18 protein-coding genes are annotated in these 20,112 nt (G+C 69.2%); 13 read left to right on the top strand and 5 right to left on the bottom strand.

The window, feature by feature from the left end; genetic code table 11:
- Positions 1-26 precede the first annotated feature (26 nt).
- The 3 genes from purD to upp form a co-directional block, all read right to left on the bottom strand.
- A complete protein-coding gene (purD, locus tag LGN10_RS07245; RefSeq protein WP_059646530.1) occupies positions 27-1,307 on the bottom strand; it encodes a phosphoribosylamine--glycine ligase in 1,281 nt (426 codons plus the stop codon).
- Positions 1,308-1,411: 104 nt separating this feature from the next.
- Complete coding sequence (locus LGN10_RS07240) at positions 1,412-2,140, bottom strand: YebC/PmpR family DNA-binding transcriptional regulator (RefSeq protein ID WP_059583669.1); 729 nt, start codon at positions 2,138-2,140, stop codon at positions 1,412-1,414.
- A gap of 228 nt (positions 2,141-2,368) precedes the next feature.
- Positions 2,369-3,019 carry a uracil phosphoribosyltransferase gene (upp, locus tag LGN10_RS07235; RefSeq protein ID WP_006481871.1) on the bottom strand — a complete coding sequence of 217 codons (651 nt, stop codon included), beginning with the start codon at positions 3,017-3,019 and terminating at the stop codon, positions 2,369-2,371.
- 217 nt (positions 3,020-3,236) lie between these two features.
- Here upp and LGN10_RS07230 point away from each other — a divergent pair, with 217 nt between their 5' ends.
- Together LGN10_RS07230 and LGN10_RS07225 are read left to right on the top strand one after the other, a co-directional pair.
- A complete protein-coding gene (locus LGN10_RS07230) occupies positions 3,237-4,016 on the top strand; it encodes an SDR family oxidoreductase (protein WP_060312052.1) in 780 nt (259 codons plus the stop codon).
- A 52-nt stretch (positions 4,017-4,068) separates the two neighbouring features.
- Positions 4,069-4,461, top strand: a complete 393-nt coding sequence (locus tag LGN10_RS07225; RefSeq protein ID WP_226222501.1) for a methylglyoxal synthase — start codon at positions 4,069-4,071, stop codon at positions 4,459-4,461.
- Between the two features lie 287 nt (positions 4,462-4,748).
- Here LGN10_RS07225 and LGN10_RS07220 read toward each other — a convergent pair whose 3' ends face one another.
- Both LGN10_RS07220 and LGN10_RS07215 read right to left on the bottom strand, forming a co-directional pair.
- A complete protein-coding gene (locus LGN10_RS07220) occupies positions 4,749-5,180 on the bottom strand; it encodes a hypothetical protein (RefSeq protein ID WP_124658753.1) in 432 nt (143 codons plus the stop codon).
- 105 nt (positions 5,181-5,285) lie between these two features.
- Positions 5,286-5,639, bottom strand: a complete 354-nt coding sequence (locus LGN10_RS07215) for a Rap1a/Tai family immunity protein (protein ID WP_059583664.1) — start codon at positions 5,637-5,639, stop codon at positions 5,286-5,288.
- Between the two features lie 502 nt (positions 5,640-6,141).
- Here LGN10_RS07215 and LGN10_RS07210 point away from each other — a divergent pair.
- The 11 genes from LGN10_RS07210 to LGN10_RS07160 all read left to right on the top strand — a co-directional run bounded on the left by LGN10_RS07210 (position 6,142) and on the right by LGN10_RS07160 (position 20,077).
- Positions 6,142-7,116, top strand: coding sequence for a quinone oxidoreductase family protein (locus LGN10_RS07210; protein ID WP_226222499.1), 975 nt, complete (start codon positions 6,142-6,144; stop codon positions 7,114-7,116).
- Positions 7,117-7,424: 308 nt separating this feature from the next.
- Positions 7,425-7,517, top strand: a complete 93-nt coding sequence (gene kdpF, locus LGN10_RS07205; RefSeq protein WP_006752209.1) for a K(+)-transporting ATPase subunit F — start codon at positions 7,425-7,427, stop codon at positions 7,515-7,517.
- Positions 7,514-9,319 carry a potassium-transporting ATPase subunit KdpA gene (gene kdpA / locus LGN10_RS07200; protein WP_226222497.1) on the top strand — a complete coding sequence of 602 codons (1,806 nt, stop codon included), beginning with the start codon at positions 7,514-7,516 and terminating at the stop codon, positions 9,317-9,319. The genes kdpF and kdpA overlap by 4 nt, the downstream gene beginning before the upstream one ends.
- A 61-nt stretch (positions 9,320-9,380) precedes the next feature.
- Positions 9,381-11,465, top strand: coding sequence for a potassium-transporting ATPase subunit KdpB (gene kdpB, locus LGN10_RS07195; protein ID WP_059583659.1), 2,085 nt, complete (start codon positions 9,381-9,383; stop codon positions 11,463-11,465).
- Between the two features lie 25 nt (positions 11,466-11,490).
- Positions 11,491-12,072, top strand: a complete 582-nt coding sequence (gene kdpC, locus LGN10_RS07190; RefSeq protein WP_089465014.1) for a potassium-transporting ATPase subunit KdpC — start codon at positions 11,491-11,493, stop codon at positions 12,070-12,072.
- Positions 12,073-12,224: 152 nt separating this feature from the next.
- On the top strand, positions 12,225-15,068 hold the full coding sequence (locus LGN10_RS07185; protein WP_089465013.1) for a DUF4118 domain-containing protein: 2,844 nt from the start codon (positions 12,225-12,227) through the stop codon (positions 15,066-15,068).
- Entirely contained in the window at positions 15,061-15,759 is a 699-nt protein-coding gene (kdpE, locus tag LGN10_RS07180) for a two-component system response regulator KdpE (protein ID WP_059583654.1), read from the top strand. Before LGN10_RS07185 ends, kdpE begins: the two co-directional genes overlap by 8 nt.
- Positions 15,760-15,891: 132 nt before the next feature.
- Positions 15,892-16,173 (top strand): DUF333 domain-containing protein, encoded by a 282-nt coding sequence (locus LGN10_RS07175; RefSeq protein WP_059583653.1) that lies wholly within the window; start codon positions 15,892-15,894, stop codon positions 16,171-16,173.
- Between the two features lie 136 nt (positions 16,174-16,309).
- Positions 16,310-16,630: a quaternary ammonium compound efflux SMR transporter SugE gene (gene sugE / locus LGN10_RS07170; RefSeq protein ID WP_034190777.1), complete on the top strand. Its 321-nt coding sequence runs from the start codon at positions 16,310-16,312 to the stop codon at positions 16,628-16,630.
- Positions 16,631-16,847: 217 nt separating this feature from the next.
- On the top strand, positions 16,848-17,465 hold the full coding sequence (locus LGN10_RS07165) for a DUF4126 domain-containing protein (RefSeq protein WP_059583651.1): 618 nt from the start codon (positions 16,848-16,850) through the stop codon (positions 17,463-17,465).
- Entirely contained in the window at positions 17,462-20,077 is a 2,616-nt protein-coding gene (locus tag LGN10_RS07160; protein WP_179231735.1) for an ABC transporter permease, read from the top strand. Before LGN10_RS07165 ends, LGN10_RS07160 begins: the two co-directional genes overlap by 4 nt.
- The last annotated feature ends 35 nt before the right edge of the window (positions 20,078-20,112 follow it).

Here is a 20,112-nt window from a genome sequence, read left to right as displayed (position 1 = left end):
GAGCGCGCGGGGCGGCGACGGCGACGTCACGCGCTCTTGCGGTTGAGCGCGCGAAAGCCGATGTCGCGGCGGTACTGCATGCCTTCGAAGTTGATCTGGTTGATCGTGTCGTATGCATGCTGCTGCGCTTCGCGCACCGAATCGGCGAGGCCGACCACGCACAGCACGCGGCCGCCGGACGTCACGAGCTTGTCGCCGTCGGCGAGCGTCGTGCCCGCATGGAACGTCACGGCCTGTTCGGTTTCGGCCGGGATGCCGTTGATGCGGTCGCCCTTGCGCGGCGCGTCCGGGTAGCCGTGCGCGGCCAGCACGACGCCCAGCGCGGTACGGCGATCCCAGTCGAGCTCGACGGTGTCGAGCGTGCCCGCGATCGCCTGCTCGACGACCTTCGAGAAATCGCTCTTCAGGCGCGCCATGATCGGCTGCGTTTCCGGGTCGCCCATCCGGCAGTTGAACTCGAGCGTGCGCGGATTGCCGTCCTTGTCGATCATCAGGCCCGCGTACAGGAAGCCCGTGAAGCGGATGCCGTCCTTCTCCATCCCGCGCACGGTCGGCATGATGATCTCGCGCATCACGCGTGCGTGCATCTGCGGCGTGACGATCGGCGCGGGCGAATACGCGCCCATGCCGCCGGTGTTCGGGCCGCGATCCTCGTCGAGCAGGCGCTTGTGGTCCTGGCTCGAAGCCAGCGCCAGCGCGTGCTTGCCGTCGACCATCACGATGAAGCTGGCTTCCTCGCCATCGAGGAATTCCTCGATCACGACGCGCGCGCCGGCATCGCCGAGCTTGTTGCCCGACAGCATCATGTCGACGGCCGCATGCGCTTCTTCCAGCGTCATCGCGACGACGACGCCCTTGCCGGCCGCGAGGCCGTCGGCCTTCACGACGATCGGCGCGCCCTTCGCGTCGATGTACGCATGGGCGGCGGCCGCGTCGGCGAAGGTTTCGTAGTCGGCGGTCGGGATGCCGTGGCGCTTCATGAACGCCTTCGCGAAATCCTTCGAGCTTTCGAGCTGCGCGGCTTCGCGGGTCGGGCCGAATACCTTCAGGCCGCGTGCGCGGAACAGGTTGACGATGCCGGCCGCGAGCGGCGCTTCCGGCCCGACGAGCGTGAACGCGACGCCTTCGCGTTCCGCGAAATCGGCGAGTTCGTCGAGCGCCGTGATGTCGACGTTCTTCAGACGCTCGTCCTGCGCCGTGCCGCCATTGCCGGGCGCGACGTAGACCATCTGGACGCGCGGCGACTGCGCGAGCTTCCACGCCAGCGCATGTTCGCGGCCGCCGGAACCGACGACGAGTAGTTTCATGGGATTCCCCGCAGACTAGAAAACAGGGCGGCCGGCACGCTCAGGCGCGCCGGCCGCGGAATCGGTCGGGCCGCCGCCGCGACAGGTGCGCGGCGGCCGGCATCTCATTCCTCGACGATGACGGCGTTCGTGTACACGTCCTGCACGTCGTCGAGGTTCTCGAGCGCGTCCAGCAGCTTCTGCATCTTCGCCGCGTCGTCGCCGGTGAATTCGACTTCGTTCTGCGGCTTCATCGTCACTTCGGCGAGTTCGGCCTTGAAGCCCGCGGCTTCGAGCGCGTCCTTCACCGCCGAGAATGCCTGCCAGTCGCACAGCACTTCGATCGAGCCGTCGTCGTTCGTGTTGACGTCGTTCGCGCCGGCTTCGAGCGCGGCTTCCATCAGCGCGTCTTCCGACGTGCCGGGCGCGAACAGGAACTGGCCGACGTGATCGAACATGAACGCGACCGAGCCGTCGGTGCCCATGTTGCCGCCGAACTTCGAGAATGCGTGGCGCACTTCCGCGACCGTGCGCGTGCGGTTGTCGGTCAGCGTGTCGACGATGATCGCCGCGCCGCCGATGCCGTAGCCTTCGTAACGGATCTCTTCGTAGTTCGCGCCGTCCGCGCCGCCGACGCCGCGATCGATCGCGCGCTTGACGTTGTCCTTCGGCATGTTCGCGTCGGCCGCCTTGTCGACCGCGAGACGCAGGCGCGGGTTCGAGTTGACGTCGCCGCCGCCGAGGCGCGCCGCCACCTGGATTTCCTTGATCAGGCGGGTCCAGATCTTGCCGCGCTTCGCGTCGGCCGCTGCCTTCTTATGCTTGATGTTGGCCCATTTCGAATGACCAGCCATACCTTTCTCCGTGCCCGGGCGCGCGGCGCGGGCGATTGTTTCAGTGTGTCGTTGAATCGGCGGCCGTGTCGGCGGGCATGAAGCCGCGGGGCCGCGCGTGTCGAGTGGAGCGTGATTTTATCACGCGGCGACCGCCGGTTCGGGGCCGCCGCGCATGGCCGAACGGCCAGGGCGGCCGTCGCGGCGCGCCGGGCCGCGCGGCACGGCGGCGCCGGACGCCTGGTGCGGTCAGTTCTTGGTGCCGAACAGGCGGTCGCCGGCGTCGCCCAGGCCCGGCACGATGTACGCGTGCTCGTTCAGGTGCGAGTCGAGCGACGCGACGAACAGCTTCACGTCGGGGTGCGCGTCCTGGAACACCTGCACGCCCTCGGGCGCGGCGACGAGCGCGACGAACATGATGTTCGCGGCCGGCACGTTGCGGCGCTTGAGCACGTCGACCGCGTGCACGGCCGAATAGCCGGTCGCGACCATCGGGTCGCACAGGATGAAGATGCGGTCTTCCAGGTCCGGCAGGCGCACCAGGTATTCGACCGGGCGATGGTCGTCGGCGCGGTACACGCCGATGTGGCCGACGCGCGCGGACGGCACCAGGTCGAGCAGGCCGTCCGACATCCCGATGCCCGCGCGCAGCACGGGCACGATCGCGAGCTTCTTGCCGGCGATCACCGGTGCGTCGACCGCCACCAGCGGGGTTTCGACCCGCTTGGTCGTGATCGGCAGATTGCGGGTGATCTCATAGCCCATCAGCAGCGTGATCTCGCGCAGCAGTTCGCGGAACGTGCGCGTGGACGTGTCCTTGTCGCGCATGTGCGTGAGCTTGTGCTGGATCAGCGGGTGATCGGTGATGAAGAGGTTCGGGAAACGGCTGTCCTGTTTCATGACGGGGTGCCTTGACGGCAAAAGGGGATCGGGGGCGGCGGCGGGTGTGGGCCGGCCGTCGCTCATGGCCGCAATTTTACCAAGGCGCGCCGCGCGATCCGGATATTATCGACGTCTCACGACAATCCGCGTGCCGCGCCCGCCCGTTCGCCCGTTTGCCTGCCGGCCGGCGGCAACGGGGAGCCGCGTCGGCACGCGCGCCACCAGGGAAGCGAAGATGGATCTCGGCATCGAAGGAAAGACCGCGCTCGTGTGCGCGGCCAGCAAGGGCCTCGGGCGCGGCTGCGCGGAAGCGCTGGCCGCCGAGGGCGTGAACCTCGTGATCGTCGCGCGCACGCGCGACACGCTGGAGGAAACCGCGGAAGAGATCCGCGCCGGCGCGAACGTGTCGGTCACGGCGGTCGCGTGCGACATCACGACGCCGGACGGCCGCGCGGCCGCGCTCGCCGCGTGCCCGCAGCCGGACATTCTCGTGACGAATGCCGGCGGCCCGCCGCCCGGCGACTTCCGCGATTTCTCCCACGACGACTGGATCCGCGCGCTCGACGCGAACATGCTGACGCCGATCGAGCTGATCCGCGCGACCATCGACGGGATGATCGCGCGCGGCTTCGGCCGGATCGTCAACATCACGAGTTCGGCGGTGAAGGCGCCGATCGACGTGCTGGCGTTGTCGAACGGCGCGCGCTCGGGGCTGACCGGCTTCGTCGCGGGGCTGTCGCGCAAGGTCGCGGGGCAGGGCGTGACGATCAACAACCTGCTGCCGGGGCTGTTCGATACCGACCGGATCGCGACGACGCTCGCCGCGTCGGCGAAGGCGCAGGGCGTGACGGTCGACGAGATGCGCGCGCGCCGCACGAAGGACATCCCGGCCGGGCGCCTCGGCACGCGTGCCGAATTCGGCGCGGCCTGCGCGTTCCTGTGCAGCGTGCACGCGGGCTACATCACCGGGCAGAACTGGCTGCTCGACGGCGGCGCGTATCCGGGCACGTTCTGACCCGCGCTTTTCGATTCACGACGACGACAACCGAACGACGAAGGAACTGGAGATGAGCAAACCCCGTATCGCACTGATCGCGCATGACGCGAAGAAGGACGAGATCGTCGCGCTCGCGGGTCAGTTTCGCGAGACGCTCGCGCAATGCCGGCTGGTCGCGACGGGCACGACGGGCGGCCGCATCGCGGCCGCGCACGGGCTCGAGGTCGAGCGCAAGCTGTCGGGGCCGCTCGGCGGCGACCTGCAGATCGGCGCGGAACTGGCCGACGGCCGCGTCGACCTCGTCGTGTTCCTGCGCGACCCGATGACCGCGCAGCCGCACGACCCCGACATCACCGCGCTGGTGCGCGCGTGCGACGTGCACGACGTGCCGGTCGCGACCAACGTCGCGACCGCGCGGATGCTGCTCGACGATCTGGCGAGGAGCATGCAGGACGTGCGCTGACGAGCTGTTCTGGAGTGCTCCGCATTAACGGTCGGGTTCTGTCTGAAAGGGTGCCGTATCCGATCGGCGGTTGTGCCGCGTGCTTCGCTGTCGTGCGAGCCGGTCGGTGCGTTGTCACGCAACGACCGGCTCGGTGCTTCAGCGCGCCGCGCCTGTCGGCACAGCGTGTTGGCGCGATCACGCGACAGGCAATCGAGCGGACGAGCGCGCTTGCGCGTTCGTCGAAGCCGTCGCGGGACAGGTCACGGCGCCGGCCAACGCGCGGACCTCGCGCGATAGCGCCTGGACTATGGCGAACTGCTCGTTCCGGCGAACGATAGAAGGGATTCAACTCCTTGAAGCAGTTCGGGCAAGAAGGACTGATCCAGTCCACAATGCCCCGTAATGCACGCGCCGTCGGGAGGAGTTGGCTGAAAGCGCCAGTCGCCCACGATTGCGCCTCGATCAAGTGTTCGCAATGTCAGCTCAAACCCCGGCTCAACGCCTGTTAACTCCGCTCGTTGCCCGGCTTGAAGCTGCATTTGAACAGATCGAATCTGTTGCCGAAATTGTCGCAACTCGTCGGGCATGACACTCCATTGCCCTTCCGCCTGGATACCCGGTACCGTCAATTGGATTCGTACATCGATCCATTCAAGATACGGCCCTCCCGGTTCGTCGCGTCGCGCAGCAACGGGCTCCATCTGAAGTCGAAAGTCATTTGTGTCGATGATCAGCATGGGTTCAACGCTAAAAACGCAACCTTCCGAGACGTGATGAACAATTGCCCACCTAGCCGTTCGTTTCGTTCCGGTGAGAGGCAATGTCCGGTATTTCAGGCGCTGCTAACGGCACGGGTATTTTTGTCGCAAGACGTATGTGACCAGGACTGCCGCATTCGCCTTCAGCGCATCTCTTGGCCGTTTCCCGAGATCGTGGAGCACTTCCGAATCGATTTCCCCCGGTTTGACACGCCCGTTGTCGCACCAGTCCTTGCCTTCGGTCGCATCGGCGACGCCCGCCAGATACCCGGCCATCGCGTGGCGCTCGGCGCCGCCATACGGCGTGTTGTCGAAACGGCTCAGGCCGTCGAGCAAACGGACGCCGTCCGCACGCGGTACCGGGGCCGCGGTTGCGCTGCCGATACTTGCGGACAACGACGCGAAAACAAACACGTTCCGGGCAAGAGCGAGCTTCATGGCGTGGACTGGGCGAATTGGGCAGCAGGCAAATTAGCACGGTCGTCATCTCGTAAACGACCTTGGCGACAACCGGTTTCCCGCCCGATCGACGTCGGCATTCGCCGGTGCGGGAAAAGCGCGTCGACGCCGCGCGGCAGATCCTTTGCGCGCGGGGCGCGAGGCGAGAAATGACCGACCGGCCGGGTCCGGCCATCGCGGCGCGAGCGACGTGACGTCAACGTTACGAAGTGTGCCGAACATCATCGACTGCGCAAGCGGGGGAAACGAACGGCAGCGACCGGTCTCATACCGCGCCGTTTTCCGCACGCGCGGCTCATGCGATCCGTTTTCCGCGAAAACCCTACCCATATGAAGGATTTGCGACGACGCGCTGCACGACCGCGCACGACGCGCGAGAATCGTCCGCCATGACCCGCGTTCACACGCATCGCCGTTGGGACGACGTCGATGCATTCGCCGAACCGGATTTCCAGATTCCAGACAAACGAGGAGCGAAACGATGCCGAAAGCAATCCGATACGACCAGCCGGGTGGCCCGGACGTGATGAAGTGGGTCGACGTCGAGGTCGGCGCGCCGAAGGCGGGCGAAGTCCGCATCCGGCAGCACGCGGTCGGGCTCAACTACATCGACGTGTATTTCCGCACCGGCCTGTATCCGCAGCCGCTGCCCGGCGGCCTCGGGATGGAGGCGGCGGGCGAGGTGACGGCCGTCGGCGATGGCGTGACCGCGTTCAAGACCGGCGACCGCGTCGCCTATGTCGGGCAGCCGCCCGGCGCATACGCGCAAGAGCGCGTGATGCCGGCCGAGCGGCTCGTGAAGCTGCCTGACGGAATCAGCTACGACGACGCGGCGTCGGTGATGCTGCAGGGGCTGACCGCGCACTACCTGCTGCGCCGCACGTACCCGGTGAAGGCCGGCGACACGATCCTGATCCACGCGGCGGCCGGCGGCGTCGGCCTGCTCGTGTGCCAGTGGGCGAAGGCGCTCGGCGCGACCGTGATCGGCACGGTCGGCTCCGACGAAAAGGCCGAACTCGCGAAGGCGCACGGCTGCGATCACCCGATCGTCTACACGCGCGAGAACTTCACGCAGCGCGTGAAGGACATCACGAACGGCGCGGGCGTGCCGATCGTCTACGATTCGATCGGCAAGGACACCTACGTCGGTTCGCTCGACAGCCTCGCGCCGCTCGGCTACTTCGTCAGCTTCGGCAACGCGTCGGGACCGCTGCCGCCGATCGACTCGAAGGAGTTCTCGTCGCGCGGCTCGCTGTTCTTCACGCGGCCGACGCTGTTCTCGTACATCGCGAAGCGCGCCGATCTCGAAGCCGCGGCCGCCGAGCTGTTCGACGTGATCCTGTCGGGCAAGGTGAAGACGAGCATCAACCAGCGCTATCCGCTCGCCGAAGTCGGTCGCGCGCATGCCGATCTGGAAGCACGCAAGACCACCGGTTCGACGATCCTCGTTCCCTGATCCGCTCCCGCGTGCCGGCGCCGCGCCGGTACGCGCCTGTCGCGGGCGGCGCCGCGGTGCCGTCCGTCCCGCCTCGATTCGCTCCGGTCCCGCCCCGCGCGTTTACGCGTTTTTTACACCCGCCCCGACAGCTTTGACCCGCCCTTTACGCGCGTTCCCATAAGGTTCTAGTCGTCCGATTTCGACGACGGAGAACATAAAAATGGATGGGGTTTTCATCGGCGCACTGGTGCTCTTCACCGCGCTGATCCTCGGTTTGCTTGCCGGTTGCGACAAGCTCGTGCAATACGGTCGCGGGGGGGGCGCGCATGACCTGGATGCTTTGGCTGGCGGGCGCCTCGACGGCCCTGCTGTTCGCGTATCTCGTCTTTGCGCTGCTGCGCGCGGAGGACATCGAATGAACGCGAACAACCTGTTGCAGACGCTGCTGTTCATCGTCGTGCTGCTGGCGGCGGCCGTGCCGGTCGCGCGCTACCTGACCGCGGTGATGGATGGCAGCTCGCGCGTCGTGCGCGTGTTCGGGCCGCTCGAACGTGCGCTGTATCGCGTGGCCGGCGTCGACGCCGGCAGCGAAATGAACTGGAGGCAGTATGCGATCGCGACGATCGCGTTCAACGCGCTCGGCGTGCTGTTTCTTTACGCGCTGCTGCGCCTGCAGGGCTTCCTGCCCGGCAACCCGCAGCAGTTCGGCGCGATGACGCCCGATGGTGCGTTCAACACGGCCGTCAGCTTCGTCGCCAACACGAACTGGCAGGACTACGCGCCCGAGCAGACCGTCAGCTATCTGTCGCAGATGCTCGGCCTGACCGTGCAGAACTTCCTGTCGGCGGCGACCGGCATCGTCGTCGTGATCGCGCTGATCCGCGGCTTCGCGCGCCACACCGCGCAGACGATCGGGAACTTCTGGGTCGACCTCACGCGCGTGACGCTGTACGTGCTCGTGCCGATGGCGGCGCTCGTCGCCGCGCTGCTGATGAGCCAGGGTGTGCTGCAGAACATGAAGGCGTACCAGGACGTGCCGGTGTTGCAGGCGAGCACCTACGCGGCGCCGAAGCTCGACGCGCAGGGCAACCCGGTGAAGGACGACAAGGGCAACCCGGTCACGGTGACGACGCCGCTCACGAAGCAGACGCTCGCGATGGGCCCGGTTGCCTCGCAGGAAGCGATCAAGATGCTCGGCACCAACGGCGGCGGCTTCTTCAACGCCAACTCCGCGCACCCGTTCGAGAACCCGACGCCGTTCGCGAACTTTCTGCAGATCTTCTCGATCCTGATCATCCCGGCCGCGCTGTGTCTCGTGTTCGGCCGCATGATCGGCGACCGCCGGCAGGGCGTCGCGGTGCTCGCGGCGATGACGGTCGCGTTCGTCATCGCGATCGGCGTCGAGGTGAGCGCCGAGCAGGCCGGCAACCCGACGCTCGCCGCGCTGCGCGTCGACCAGTCGGCCGGTGCGCTGCAGCCGGGCGGCAACATGGAAGGCAAGGAAACGCGCTTCGGGATCGCGCAGACCGGCATCTTCACGGTCGCGACCACGGCCGCGTCGTGCGGCGCGGTCGACGCGATGCACGATTCGCTGACCCCGCTCGGCGGCCTCGTGCCGATGCTGCTGATGCAGCTCGGCGAGGTGGTCTACGGCGGGGTCGGCTCGGGCCTCTACGGGATGCTCGTGTTCGCGCTGCTCGCGGTGTTCGTCGCCGGCCTGATGATCGGCCGCACGCCGGAATACGTCGGCAAGAAGATCGAGTCGTACGAGATGAAGATGGTGTCGATCGTCGTGCTGCTCACGCCGCTGCTCGTGCTGGTCGGCACGTCGATCGCCGTGCTCGCCGACGCGGGCAAGGCCGGCATCGCGAACCCCGGCCCGCACGGCTTCTCGGAAATCCTCTATGCGTTCAGCTCCGCCGCGAACAACAACGGCAGCGCGTTCGCGGGCCTGACGGTCGGCACGCCGTTCTACAACTGGATGACCGCGATCGCGATGTGGTTCGGCCGTTTCGGCACGATCGTGCCGGTGCTGGCGATCGCAGGTTCCCTCGCCGCGAAGAAGCGCATCGCGGTGACGAGCGGCACGCTGCCGACCCACGGCCCGCTGTTCGTCGTGCTGCTGCTCGGCACGGTGATGCTGGTGGGCGCGCTGACGTACGTGCCGGCGCTCGCGCTGGGCCCGGGCGTCGAGCACCTGATGATGTGGCTGGGCGCGTGATCCACCCGTGACGCGCCCGCATGGCGACACATAAAAGACTGAAGAGCTTGAAGAGATCGCAATGACTCAACATTCCGCAACACGGTCCATGTTCGATCCGGCGCTGCTGCGCCCGGCGATCGTGGATTCGTTCAAGAAACTCACGCCGCGCACGCAGTTCCGCAACCCGGTGATGTTCTGCGTGTACGTCGGCAGCATCCTGACCACGATCCTGTGGATCGCGGCGCTCGCCGGCCAGGCCGAGGCGCCCGCGGGCTTCATCCTCGCGATCGCGCTGTGGCTGTGGTTCACGGTGCTGTTCGCGAACTTCGCCGAAGCGCTCGCCGAAGGGCGCTCGAAGGCGCAGGCCGCGTCGCTGCGCAGCGCGAAGAAGGACGTGATGGCGAAGAAGCTGAACGAGCCGCATCCGAAGTCGCCGATCCGCATCACGACCGCGTCCGACCTGCGCAAAGGCGACGTCGTGCTGGTCGAGACCGGCGACGTGATCCCGGCCGACGGCGAGGTCGTCGACGGCGTCGCGTCGGTCGACGAGTCGGCGATCACCGGCGAATCCGCGCCGGTGATCCGCGAATCGGGCGGCGACTTCTCGTCGGTGACGGGCGGCACGCGCGTGCTGTCCGACTGGATCGTCGTCAAGGTCACCGCGAACCCCGGCGAGGCGTTCCTCGACCGGATGATCGCGATGGTCGAAGGCGCGAAGCGCAAGAAAACGCCGAACGAGGTCGCGCTGACGATCCTGCTCGTCGCATTGACGATCGTGATGCTGCTCGCGACCGCGACGCTGCTGCCGTTCTCGATGTTCTCGGTCGAAGCGATGAAGGCCGGCCACGTGGTGACGATCACCGCGCTCGTCGCGCTGCTCGTGTGCCTGATCCCGACGACGATCGGCGGCTTGCTGTCCGCGATCGGCGTGGCCGGGATGAGCCGGATGATGCAGGCGAACGTGATCGCGACGTCGGGCCGCGCGGTGGAAGCGGCCGGCGACGTCGACGTGCTGCTGCTCGACAAGACCGGCACGATCACGCTCGGCAACCGCCAGGCGTCCGCGTTCGTGCCGGCGCCGGGCGTGACCGAGGAAGCGCTGGCCGATGCCGCGCAATTGTCGTCGCTCGCCGACGAAACGCCGGAAGGCCGCAGCATCGTCGTGCTCGCGAAGGAGCGCTTCAACATTCGCCAGCGCGACATGGCGCAACTGCACGCGACGTTCCTCGGCTTTTCCGCGCAGACGCGGATGAGCGGCGTCGACCTGCCGGGTCGCGAGATCCGCAAGGGCGCGGCCGACGCGATCCGCCGCTACGTCGAGATGCACGGCAGCCGCTTCCCGGAAGAAGTGCGCCGCGCGGTGGACGACGTCGCGCGCCGCGGCAGCACGCCGCTCGTCGTGGCCGACCTGCAGGACGGGGTGGCGCGCGTGCTCGGCGTGATCGAGCTGAAGGACATCGTGAAGGGCGGCATCAAGGAGCGCTTCGCGGAGCTGCGCAAGATGGGCATCAAGACCGTGATGGTGACGGGCGACAACCGGCTGACGGCCGCGGCGATCGCGGCGGAAGCGGGCGTCGACGATTTCCTCGCGGAAGCGACGCCGGAAACCAAGCTCGCGACGATTCGCGAGCATCAGGCGGCCGGGCGTCTCGTCGCGATGACGGGCGACGGCACCAACGACGCGCCGGCGCTCGCGCAGGCCGACGTCGCAGTGGCCATGAACACGGGTACGCAGGCGGCGAAGGAGGCCGGCAACATGGTCGACCTCGACTCGAACCCGACGAAGCTGATCGAGATCGTCGAGATCGGCAAGCAGATGCTGATGACGCGCGGCTCGCTGACGACGTTCTCGATCGCGAACGACATCGCGAAGTACTTCGCGATCATCCCGGCCGCGTTCGTGACGACCTACCCGCAACTGCGCGTGCTCGACATCATGCACCTGACGTCGCCGGCGTCCGCGATCCTGTCCGCGGTGATCTTCAACGCGCTGATCATCGTCGCGCTGATTCCGCTCGCGCTGAAGGGCGTGACCTACCGGCCGCTCGGCGCCGCGTCGCTCTTGCGGCGCAACCTGCTGGTCTACGGCCTGGGCGGCGTGCTGCTGCCGTTCCCGTTCATCAAGCTGATCGACATGACGCTCGCCGCGCTCGGCTGGGCCTGAGCCCGCCGCACTTGAAGGAACCATCATGAAATCGTTGATTCGCCCGCTCGTCGTGCTGTTCGTCATCCTGACCGCCGTGACGGGGCTCGCTTACCCGGCCGTGATGACCGTGTTCGGTCAGGCCGTGTTTCCGTCGCAGGCCAACGGCAGCCTGATCGAGCAGAACGGCAAGGTCGTCGGCTCCGCGCTGATCGGCCAGCCGTTCGACGCGCCGAAGTATTTCTGGGGCCGGCTGTCGGCCACCGCGCCGATGCCGTACAACGCGGCCGGCTCCGGCGGCTCGAACCTCGGCCCGCTGAACCCGTCGCTCGCCGATCAGGTGAAGGCGCGCATCGCCGCGCTGCGCGATGCGGGCACCGACCTGTCGAAGCCGGTGCCGGTCGACCTCGTGACGGCGTCGGCGAGCGGCCTCGATCCGGAGATCACGCCGGCCGCCGCCGCGTACCAGGTCGAGCGCGTCGCGAAGGCGCGCAATCTGGCGCCGGACGCGGTCGCGCAACTCGTCGCCGCGAACACGACGGGCCGCCAGTTCGGCGTGCTCGGCGAGCCGCGCGTGAACGTGCTGAAGCTGAACCTCGCGCTCGACGCGGCGCAGGCCGCGCACTGATCGGTCGCGCGGGCTGACCGGCATCCGGCGCGGCCTGAACCGTGCCGGATGCGCTTTTCCCGACGGCGCGCGCGCCGTCTTTGCCTTTTGCGGCGATTTGGAACCACAATGCTCGTACCCGCGCGCATCCGGGCGCTCCGCTTTCCTCACGCATGAATCGTCCCGATCCCGACCAACTCCTCGACAAGCTGCAGCGAGACGAAGAAAAGCAGCGGCGCGGCCAGCTCAAGATCTTCTTCGGCGCGTCCGCCGGCGTCGGCAAGACCTACGCGATGCTGCAGGCCGCGCGTCAGCGCGTGCAGGAAGGCGTCGACGTCGTCGTCGGCATCGTCGAGACCCACGGCCGCGCCGAGACGGCCGCGCTGCTCGACGGCCTCGACGTGCTGCCGTCCGCCCGCATCGACTATCGCGGCCGCACGCTCGCCGAATTCGATCTCGACGGCGCGCTCGCGCGGGCGCCGCAACTGATCCTCGTCGACGAGCTCGCGCATTCGAACGTGCAGGGCGCGCGGCACCTGAAGCGCTGGCAGGACGTCTACGAGCTGCTCGACGCGGGCATCGACGTATATACGACCGTCAACGTCCAGCACCTCGAAAGCCTGAACGACGTGGTCGGCGCGATCACCGGCATCCGCGTGTGGGAGACCGTGCCCGATCGCGTGTTCGACGCGGCCGACGAAGTCACGCTCGTCGACCTGCCGGCCGAGGAACTGCTCGAGCGGATGCGCGACGGCAAGGTCTATCTCGCGCAGCAGGCCGAGCGCGCGGTGCGCAACTTCTTCCGCAAGGGCAACCTGATCGCGCTGCGCGAGCTGGCGCTGCGGCGCACGGCCGATCGCGTCGACGCGCAGATGCGCGAGTACCGCGCCGACCGTTCGATCCAGCGCATCTGGCAGGCGCGCGAGCGGCTGCTCGTGTGCGTCGGCCCGGGCGCCGAGGCGCCGACGCTCGTGCGTGCGGCCGCGCGCCTCGCCGCGAGCCTGAAGGCCGACTGGATCGCCGTGTACGTCGAGACGCCGCGCCTGCAGCGGCTGCCCGACGCGCGGCGGCAGCGCACGCTCGACGCGCTGAAGCTCGCGGCCGAGCTCGGCGCGGAGACGGCCACGCTCGCCGGCGCCGACGCGGTCGCCGCGCTGATCGGCTATGCGAAGGTCCGCAACGTGTCGAAGCTCGTCGCGGGCGGCTCGCCGAAGGTCGGGCTCGCGCGCCGCTTCGCGCGGCCGTTCGGCGAGCAACTGGCGGAACGCGCGGGCGACGTCGACCTGATGCTGATTCGCGCGTCCGCGAGCGACGAGGCGCGCGCCGCGCCGCTCGACGCGCGGGCGCGCGACTGGCGCGATGCGTTCGCGCAGTTCGGCACGCACCGCTCGCCGCCGCGCCACTACGCGTATGCGGCCGCGATCTGCGCGGCGATCACCGTCGTCGCGAGCGTCGTGTCCGCGCGGCTCGACCTCACGAACCTCGTGATGCTGTACCTGCTCGGCGTGGTGTTCTCGGCCGTCCGGCTCGGGCGCGGCCCGGGCGTGCTGCAGTCGTTCCTGTCGGTGGCCGCGTTCGATTTCTTCTTCGTGCCGCCGCGCATGTCGTTCTCGGTCAGCGACACGCAATACCTGCTGACCTTCTTCGGGATGCTGCTGACGTCGCTCGTGATCAGCCACCTGACGTCGACGCTCACGCGCCAGGCGAGCGTCGCGCAGCGCCGCGAGCGCCGCACCGGCGCGATCTACGCGATGGCGCGCGAGCTCGGCGCGGCGCTGACGACCGAGCAGATCGTCGAAATCGGCAGCCGCCACGTCGGCGAGGTGTTCCGCGCGCGCGTCGCGATCCTGCTGCCCGACAGTGCCGACCAGGTGCGCCAGAAGATCGAGGAGCCCGATGCGGCCGTCACGCTGACGGGCGCGGAGCTCGACAGCGACGTCGGCCAGTGGGTGTACGACCAACAGAAGCCGGCCGGGCGCGGCACCGATACCTTGCCGGCGACGGCCGCGCTGTACCTGCCGCTGAAGGCGCCGATGCGCACGCGCGGCGTGCTTGCGGTCGCATCGCGCGAGCCGCGCGAACTCGAGGTGCCCGAGCAGCAGCGGATGCTCGACGCATTCGCCGCGCAGATCGCGCTCGCGCTGGAGCGCGTGCACTACGTCGAGATCGCGCGCGACGCGCTCGTCAACATGGAATCCGAGCGGCTTCGCAACTCGCTGCTGTCGGCGATCTCGCACGACCTGCGCACGCCGCTCACGACGATCGTCGGCTTCTCGTCGATGCTCGCGAACGGGCGCGCGGCCGCGCAGGCCGGCGACGGCGCGGCGGCCGCGCGCCTCGCGCAGCGCGAGGGCGAGCTCGTCGACGCGATTCACGACGAGGCGCTGCGCATGACGGGCATCGTCACGAACCTGCTCGACATGGCGCGGCTGCAGGCCGGCAGCCTGCAGCTCAAGCGCCAGTGGTCGCTGCTCGAGGAAACCGTCGGCGCCGCGCTTGCCGCCTGCCGGCGCGTGCTCGCGCGCCATCCCGTGCGCGTCGCGTTGCCGGCCGACCTGCCGTTGCTGCAGATGGACGCGGTGCTGATGGAGCGGCTGTTCACCAACCTGTTCGAGAACGCGGCGAAGTACACGCCGCCCGATACGTCGCTCGACATCGGCGCGGAGCGCGTGACCGACGACGGGAGCCCGTTCGTGCGCGTGCACGTCGACGATCACGGCCCGGGCCTTCCGGCCGGCATGGAGGCGCGGATCTTCGACAAGTTCACGCGCGGCGAGAAGGAATCGGCGACGCCGGGCATCGGGCTCGGCCTCGCGATCTGCCGTGCGATCGTCGAGGCGCACGGCGGTAAAATCGGCGCACTCAACCGCACCGCGCCCGACGGCCGCGTGACGGGCGCGCGCTTCTGGTTCACGCTGCCGGTCGACACGCCGCCGGCCGCACCGGCCGTGCCCGACGACGAATCCGACCTGCCGGACGCATCGCCCCCATCCGAGTCATTGCCCGACCATGAGTGAACCCACCCTGACCGTCGTCCTGATCGAGGACGAAAAGCAGATCCGCCGCTTCGTGCGCGCCGCGCTCGAAGAGGAGGACATCGCGGTGTTCGAAGCCGAGACGGGCAAGCAGGGGTTGATCGACGCGGCGACGCGCAAGCCCGACCTCGTGATCGTCGACCTCGGGCTACCGGACACCGACGGCCTCGACGTGATCCGCGAGCTGCGCGGCTGGTCCGAGGTGCCGGTGATCGTGCTGTCGGCCCGCACGCAGGAAGAGGAGAAGGTCGCGGCGCTCGATGCGGGCGCCGACGATTACCTGACCAAGCCGTTCGGCGTGTCCGAACTGCGCGCGCGGATTCGCGCGCAACTGCGCCGGCGCAACCAGGGCGGCGCGAACGAGTCGCCGAAGGTGACCTTCGGCGCCGTGAGCGTCGATCTCGCGCTGCGCCAGGTGTGGCGCGACGACGCGATCGTGCACCTGACGCCGCTCGAATACCGGCTGCTCGCGACGCTCGTGCGCCACGCGGGGCGCGTGCTCACGCATCGCCAGCTGCTGCGCGACGTGTGGGGGCCGTCGCACGTCGAGAGCCATCACTACCTGCGCATCTACATGGCGCACCTGCGCCAGAAGCTCGAGGCCGATCCCGCGCAGCCCGAGCACATCGTCACCGAGACGGGCGTCGGCTACCGGCTCGTCGGCGCCGTGTGACGGGCGGTGCGGGGCCGCGCGCCGGCAGGGTTGCGCCGGCGCGACAGTTTCGCGACCGCGGCCGGCCTTGCACACCGGCCGCGCAATCCCCGCTATCCTGACCGTTCCCCGAACGAAAACGAGGAGCGTGCAATGTCCGTCCGTCTGGTCGTCATCTGTGCGCTGGCGCTGGCTGCGCCCGGCGCGTTCGCCCAGCCGCTGCCGCCCGGGCAGCAGCCGCCCGCGCGGGCGGCGCTGGCCAATCCCGCGTCGGTCAACTGCGAGAAGCTCGGCGGTCGCCATGTGATCCGTAACCTGTCGAGCGGGCAGGTCGGCATGTGCGTGTTCAAGGACGGCCGCGTGTGCGAGGAGTGGGCGCTGTACCGCGACGACCGCTGCGTCGGCGGGGGCGCGCCCAAGCGCGTGGCGAACTGACCGCGCGGCCCGCTGCGCCCCCGCACCGGCCGCCGGCAGGCCTGTAAGCCGCTTGTTATACTCGGCGCCGCCCGGGGACGACCCCGGGTCATTCGCTTTAACGGGGACGGCCCCATCCGATACGGAGTACGTCGAGATGGCGTGGGTATGGTTGTTGATCGCCGGTTTGCTGGAAGTGGCCTGGGCGGCCGGCTTGAAATCGTCGGACGGCTTCACGAAGCTCGGTCCGTCGGTGTTCACGATCGTGACGGCGCTGGCCAGCTTCGGGCTGCTCGCGGTCGCGATGCGCCAGTTGCCGCTCGGCACCGCGTACGCGGTGTGGACGGGCATCGGCGCGGTCGGCGCGTTCGTGTTCGGCATCGTGATGATGGGCGAGGCGCTGACCGCCGCGCGCGTCGCGAGCGCGGCGCTGATCGTCGCGGGGCTGGTCGGCCTGAAGCTGTCGTCGGCCGCCTGACGACGGTATCCCGGGCGCGCGTGCGCCCGGGCGCCGCGCCGCCTCGCGCAATTGCGCCGGTTGCCCGGCCAGCCTGTCTATAATGGAACGTATTCGGGCCTGAATACCGTCGTGCCTGTCGCGGCACGCGGTGCCGGTCGCCACGCGCCGCGCGGCCAGTCTGTCCGACCCGATGCGGTCAATCGGCAAAACGCACGGAAAGTGCAAGGAGAGGGCCATGATCGAAGCCATTTCCCTCGGCGCGGGGCTCGCGTGGGCGAGCGGCCTGCGCCTGTACCTGACGGTGCTGATCGCCGGCGTGCTGGCGCGGTTCGGCTGGCTCCATCTGCCCGACACGCTGGCCGTGCTGATGTCGCCGTGGGTCATCGGCGCCGCTGCCGTGCTCGCCGTGACCGAATTCCTTGCCGACAAGATCCCCGCGTTCGACTCGCTGTGGGATGCCGTGCATACCTTCATTCGCATTCCGGCCGGCGCCGTGCTCGCGGCCGGCGCGCTCGGCCATGCCGATCCGACCATGCTGGCGGTCGCGGGGCTGGCCGGCGGCTCGCTCGCCGGCGCCGCGCACGTGGCGAAGGCCGGCACGCGTGCGCTGATCAACCTGTCTCCCGAACCGATTTCGAACTGGTTCGCGTCGTCGACCGAGGACGGTCTCGTGGTCGGCGGGCTCGCGCTCGCCTTCTTCGTTCCACTCGCGTTCCTCGTGCTGCTTGCCGCGTTCATCGCGGCGTCGGCGTGGGCGCTGCCGCGCCTGTGGCGCGGCGTGTCCGGCGGCTTCCGCGGAATGGCGAACCACATGGTGTCGCGGCTCAATTCGATCGGAGGGAAACGCGATTGAAGGGGCCGCAACACGCGGCGCAGCCGCCGGCCGGGCCCTCCGGCCATGACGGGCGCGTGCATGGCGGCCGCTTCGGCCTGCGCGACCTGATCCACCAGGCTGCCCGGATGACCGCGCGCGACTGGCGCGCGGGCGAACTGACGCTGCTGGTCCTCGCACTGGTGCTCGCGGTCGCGGCGCTGACGAGCGTCGGCTTTCTCGCCGACCGCCTGCGCCAGGGGCTCGAGCGCGACGCGCGCCAGATGCTCGGCGCCGATTTCGTCGTGCGCGCCGATCGTCCCGTCGATCCGTCGTTCGACCGGCAGGCCCGCGCGCTCGGTCTGCGTACCGCGACGACCGCCATCTTCCCGAGCATGATCGCGTCCGCCGCGGGCGGGCAGGCCGCCGATGCGGCGCCGTCGCGCCTTGCGGCCGTGAAGGCCGTGTCGCCCGGCTATCCGCTGCGCGGCGCGGTCGAGATCCTGCCGGCCGGCGCGGCCGTCGCGCACAAGGCGGCCGCGATTCCCGCGCCCGGCACCGTTTGGGCCGATCCGGCGCTGCTCGACGCGCTGCACCTGAAGGCGGGCGATACGGTGCGCGTCGGGCTGCGCACGTTCACGGTCGCCGCGGCGATCACCCGCGAGCTCGATCGCGGCTTTTCGTTCGTCAATTTTTCGCCGCGGCTGATGATGCGCGCGGACGAACTCGCCGCGACCGGGCTCACGGGCTACGGCAGCCGCGTCACGTACCGGCTGCTGGTCGCCGGCGACGCACCGGCCGTCGCGCGCTTCGAGTCGTATGCGCATGCGCGCGTCGACGGCGGGAAGCTGCGCGGCGTCGGGCTCGAATCGTTGCGGGAAGGGCAGCCGCAGGTGCGGCAGACGCTGGATCGCGCACGTCATTTCCTGACGCTCGTCGCGTTGCTGACCGCGCTGCTCGCGGCGGTCGCGATCGCGATGGCCGCGCAGCGCTACATGCGGCGCCATCTCGACGGATGCGCGACGATGCGCTGCCTCGGCGTGAGCCGCCGCACGCTCGGCGCGCTGTTCGCGCTCGAATTCGCGGGCGTCGGCATCGTGTCGGGCGCCGCGGGCGCGGTGCTCGGCTATGGCGGGCACTGGGCGTTGCTGGCCGCGCTCGGCAGCCTGATCGACGTCGTGCTGCCGCCGCCGACCTTGTGGCCGGCGCTGATCGGCATGGGCGCGGCGCTCGTGCTGTTGCTCGGTTTCGCGCTGCCGCCGCTCGTGCCGCTCACGCGCGTGCCGCCGGTGCGCGTGCTGCGGCGCGAGTGGGGCGACGCGTCGCGCACCGCATGGGCCGCGTATGCGGTCGGCGTCGTGCTGTTCGCGGCGCTGCTGATCGTGGCCGCCGGCAACCTGAAGCTCGGCCTGATCGTCGCGGGCGGCTTTGCCGGCGCGCTGGTCGGGTTCGCGCTGATCGCCCGGCTCGTGCTGTTCGCCGCCGCGCGCGCGGTGCGTAACGCGCGCGTGGCCGCGGGCGTCGGCTGGCGTTACGCGCTGGCGTCGCTGCACCGGCGCGGCACGGCCAGCGCGCTGCAGATCACCGCGCTTGCGCTCGGCCTGATGTGCCTGCTGCTGATCGCGATCACGCGCAACGACCTCGTGGCGGGCTGGCGGCAGTCGACGCCGCCCGATGCGCCGAATCAGTTCCTGATCGACATCCAGCCCGACCAGCGCGCCGATGTCGCCGCCTATCTGGCCGCGCACGGCGTGCGCGACGCGGTGCCCGCGCCGATGGTGCGCGGCCGCCTCGTCGCGATCAACGGCAAGCCGGTGAATCCGGACGCGTACCCGTCCGAAGAGGCGCGCCGGCTCGTCGATCGCGAATTCAACCTGTCGTACACGACCGAATTGCCGTCCGACAACCGGATCGTCGAAGGCGACTGGTTCGGCACCGCGGCCACGCCGCAGATCTCGATCGAAGCCGGCCTCGCGAAGACGCTGAACGTGAAACCGGGCGACACGCTGCGCTTCGACGTGACGGGGCTGACGGTCGACGCACCGATCACGAGCGTGCGCAAGCTCGACTGGGGCTCGTTCCGCGTCAACTTCTTCGTGCTGATGCCGCCGCCGGTGCTGAAGGATTTCCCGGCCGTCTACCTGACGAGCTTCCATCTGCCCGCATCGAATGCCGCGCTGCTCGATCCGTTGATCGCGCGTTACCCGAACCTGACCGCGATCGACGTCGCGCCGATCCTCGCGCAGTTGCAGCGCATGATGCTGCAGGTGGTCGGCGCGGTGCAGTTCCTGTTCGCGTTCACGCTCGCGGCGGGCGTGCTGGTGCTGTACACGGCGCTTGCCGGCTCGCGCGACGAGCGCGTGCGCGAGGCCGCGCTGCTGCGCGCGCTCGGCGCGTCGCGCGCGCAGGTCAATGCGGTGCAGCGCGCCGAATTCGTCGTGGTCGGCACGTTGGCCGGCGCACTCGCGTCGGCGGGCGCGATCGCGGTCGGCTGGGTGCTCGCGTCGCGCGTATTCGACTTCCAGCTCGCCGTCGATCCATGGCTCGTGCCGGCCGGCGTCGCGGCCGGTGTCGTCTGCGCGGCTGCGGCCGGCTGGCTGAGCCTGCATAATGTGTTGCGGCGCCCCGCGCTGCAGTCGCTGCGCGACGCCTGAGCGTCGCCCGCGGCCCCGAAGATTCCGTTTTCCGA

This window comes from Burkholderia sp. AU32262 (genome assembly GCF_020419985.1).
GTDB lineage: Bacteria > Pseudomonadota > Gammaproteobacteria > Burkholderiales > Burkholderiaceae > Burkholderia > Burkholderia semiarida.
The sequence above is the reverse complement of the archived record's forward strand: the minus strand, read 5'-3'. Positions and strand labels throughout refer to the sequence as shown.